1 protein-coding gene is annotated in these 962 nt (G+C 37.5%); it reads right to left on the reverse strand.

The features are described 5' to 3' along the window. On the reverse strand, nt 1-962 hold a 962-nt coding region (locus QMG30_RS24755; protein WP_281819904.1), incomplete at both ends, for a condensation domain-containing protein.

A 962-nucleotide genomic window follows, 5' to 3' on the forward strand; every position in this document is an offset into this window, starting at 1 on the left:
CTTCCCGTAGGCTGTGCATAGTAGTGCTGCCATGGTCACTCCATTTTCTGCCGCATATTTTTTCAGTTGTTTCAATTCTTCTTCCACGAATAGTTTATGTTTTCTTGAAAAACTTGTTTTTTCTACTTCACTTGGTTTTATCTTTAATGGTACCTCTGGTGCTAATGGAAAGTCTGCCACCCTGTCTAGCCAATAGGTCTTGTCCCTCAAGTAGATTTCCGTGTTTTCCATTTCTTTTCGTGCTAATACGTAATCCCTGAAGTTGAAGTTCAGTTTTTTCAATTCCACTTTTTCATCATCGTAATACATACCCAGTTCGTTCAGCATGATTCTTATGCTGCTGGCATCCGCTATCAACAAATCCATGCCGACACATAGGTATACGACTTCTTTTGTTAGGTAGAACGCTTTTATCCTAAATAATGGCCATTCATCTGTTTTGAATACTTCATGGGACATACGGCTTCTTTCTGATTCAATGGCTTTTATCTGTTTGTTCTTGCTTAGAGCTTTAATGTCCTCTATTTCGATTTGATATTCTGGTATATGGCTGAGTATTTGCTGTTTGCCTTCTTCTGTTATTATTGCTCTTAACATGGGGTGTCTCTTTATTAGTTTGTTCAAACTGTCGTTCAATCTTTTTAGGTCTGCTATTGTCTCGAATTCATTGTATATATGTGTGGAAACTCCTCCTAGCTCATAGGCTTCTTTTCTTCCAAGGAGATATGAACTCTGTATGCCTGTTAATGGGAATGGCTGGTTCACGTGTTCTTCGTCTGTTGTCCACTTCTTGTATTTTCTTGTGATTTCTTTTCCTTGGTTGTCTCTTATTTCGTCACTGATTTTTTTGATTGTCTTTCCTTCAAATATTGTTCTGAATTCTATCTCCACTTGGAATCTTTCTTCTATTTTTGCTACCATCTGCATTATTTTTATGGAGTTTCCGCCTATCTCAAAGAAAC

The organism is Vallitalea longa (genome assembly GCF_027923465.1).
Taxonomy (GTDB): domain Bacteria; phylum Bacillota; class Clostridia; order Lachnospirales; family Vallitaleaceae; genus Vallitalea; species Vallitalea longa.